The organism is Thiolapillus sp. (genome assembly GCF_048562965.1).
In the GTDB taxonomy this organism is placed as follows: Bacteria; Pseudomonadota; Gammaproteobacteria; order Chromatiales; family Chromatiaceae; genus Thiolapillus; species Thiolapillus brandeum_A.
Genome location: NZ_JBHNMF010000476.1, coordinates 1 through 2,559, shown reverse-complemented (window position 1 = coordinate 2,559; position 2,559 = coordinate 1). Strand labels below are relative to the sequence as shown.

The following is a 2,559-nucleotide window of genomic DNA, read 5'->3' as shown; positions in this document are numbered from 1 at the left end:
CTACCTCGTTATCTACGCATTAAGACCAGCCAAAATCATGGTGTGTTTGCCCCCCTGAGGCGCGCAGACCCCCACCTTGACGGGGTTGGCTGCCTCTATCTGGGGATTTTGGTTTTAGCAATTGAGAGGCGATCGTATTACAATTGAGACATGGCCTGATTCTCCCGTTTGATCTATGTAGGTTATCGGCAAACATATTGTATCAAACAGGGCGGAATCAGGTCCTCTTAATCATCCGTTGATGGGACAGCAGTGACACTGGCACAAGTTCCAGGGCGAATTCCACTCAAAACGTCGAGAAGCCACATTAAAGAGGAAACTCACGATGAAAACCAAAATGAAGCACCTGGCCGCCTCAATCCTGATCGCACTGACTGCCACGGTTGCGGCTGATGTCCCGCTGGCCAGCGGGGGGCTGTCGGTCACAACGGCTTCAGCCGGCAAGCTGACGCAGCTGGTGCAGGATGGGCATTCGCTGCTGTACGAATACAATACCTTTGCGGACACGGGAGAGCCTGGGGCAGGCTTTGCCCTGTCCGGCACCGTCACCCGTGACGTACAGCCACAGGACGGCGGCGCCATATCCTCGGGGGAGTTCCAGGGGGACAATGGGACGATCCACTGGACCGCCACATCAGCGATGAATGCCGACGGCGTATACGTCACCCGATGGGCCCTGTACAGCGACCGGCCGTTTGGGGCTGTGGATCTGCTGTTTTATGCGGATCTGGATATCGGCCACGCGAACAGTAATGCCATCGTTTCCAGATGGCCATCACACGCGCCGCAGCTGCTTTTTGGTGCAGACCCTGATGTCCCCTCGGTAAGATGGCCATCACACGCACCGCAGCTGCTGATGACAACCAATACGGATACAGACTGGGGTGTTGCGCTGGGTGTCCAGGGGCTGCATCACGCGACCTATCTGGGGTGGACAGGTGGCCAGTATGCACATCACCTGATCACCGGGGCCGGTTTTTCGGCCCACGGCGCACTGACCACCTGGCCCGCGCTGCCGGCGGTCGGTAATCTATTCCCGAGCGTTCAGGGTTGGGGGCCTGCTGATGTGTCCGCCGGATTTGGTGTCCGCCTGGACCCTGGGGCCAAGGTTGCCGCCTTTGAAACGACCGTGACGGGCGCGCCAGATGGGGTTATGCCCTTCCCGGATGCACCGGCCATCACAGGGGGGGAATCCCCGAACCCGGTGGAAAAACCCGACGGCCCGCAGCCCGCGGACGTCTACACCGGCGACCTGCTGATTGTGACCACGGCGGAAGATAGCGGACCGGGGTCTCTGCGCGCGCTCATCGAATCGGCACAGAGCGGAGACCTGGTGCGTTTCGACGCCGATCTTACGGGCTCTGTCATCACCCTGGGCAGCCCCATAGAGATCACCCAGTCGGTATTGATCGATGGGGATATCAACGGAGATGGTGCGATCGATATCATCCTCAGTGGTGGCGGCCAGTCGCGCATTCTGGAAATCGCCGGCGGTATCCAGGTGATGTTGGTGCGACTGGCACTGGAGGGCGCCAACGGCACTGTTGATGAGTCCACGGAGCGCGAAGGCGGTGCCATCAGCAACGCGGGCACGCTGTACATGAGCGCCTCGGCCATCCGGGGCTCCGCCTCTGACGTACGCGGCGGTGCTATCTACAACACGGGCTCGGTGACGGCAAAAGCCACCCTGTTTCTGCACAACCGCGCGGGCCGCAACGGGGGCGCTATCTTCAACGATGGGGGCAACGTGCGGCTTGCCTATAGCTACTTGGTGGGCAACGAATCAGTGGCCGGCTATGGCGGCGCTGTCCTCAACCGTCGCGGGGTGACGCTCATCGAATCCTCCGTAATGACAAACAACAGGGGCAACGGCTCAGGCCACAACCTGACCAGCTGGCATGGTGATAACAAACTGCGGGATGTGACCATGCATCACGACGGGTCAGGCCGCGATTGTGAGGGCGCTGGCACGTGGGATGTGGAGGACGTGCGCGATGATGGCAGCTGCAAATAAGTAGGGATGATACCCCCGCAGGTCGACGCCTGCGGGTTTTTTTGACTCAATGGGAACGATTAACAATAACAAGGCTCGGCGATGAAATTTAACCCTATAAAAGTAGCCTTTGGCCGCCATGAAACTTTTGCGCTTCGATATAGTTGGCTGACCAAGGGTTACCAAGCTGTCTCAAAGCCAAAAGGCAATTCAATATTTTCATCTGATGAAGCAACGGTTGTGCTTGGTGTCGGTAAAAACATGGTTAATGCCATTCGTTACTGGTTACAGGCTGCCCAATTGATCGCGCCTGCTCAGTCTGGCTTTGAAACAACACCCTTAGGCGATAAGATTTTTGGTAAAAAAGGCTTCGATCCCTACTTGGAAGATGAAGCGACTATTTGGTTGGTTCACTGGTTGATTGCATCAAATCCTGAACTGGCAACAGGTTGGTATTGGTTTTTTAATAAATTCCATAAACCAGAATTTACCTCACAAGAAGCAGCTTCTGCATTATTGGAGTTCGCAAAACAGAATATCCAAAGCAAATTTTCGGCAACCACAGT

At 56.5% G+C, this 2,559-nt stretch carries 2 protein-coding genes; both read left to right on the top strand.

Going from position 1 to position 2,559, the window contains the following annotated elements:
• The first annotated feature begins 457 nt into the window (after positions 1 to 457).
• A complete protein-coding gene (locus tag ACOCD2_RS16560) occupies positions 458 to 2,014 on the top strand; it encodes a hypothetical protein (RefSeq protein WP_293715290.1) in 1,557 nt (518 codons plus the stop codon).
• Positions 2,015 to 2,095: 81 nt separating this feature from the next.
• Positions 2,096 to 2,559: DUF4007 family protein (locus tag ACOCD2_RS16555; protein ID WP_293649632.1), on the top strand; the 464-nt coding region annotated here is incomplete at its 3' end.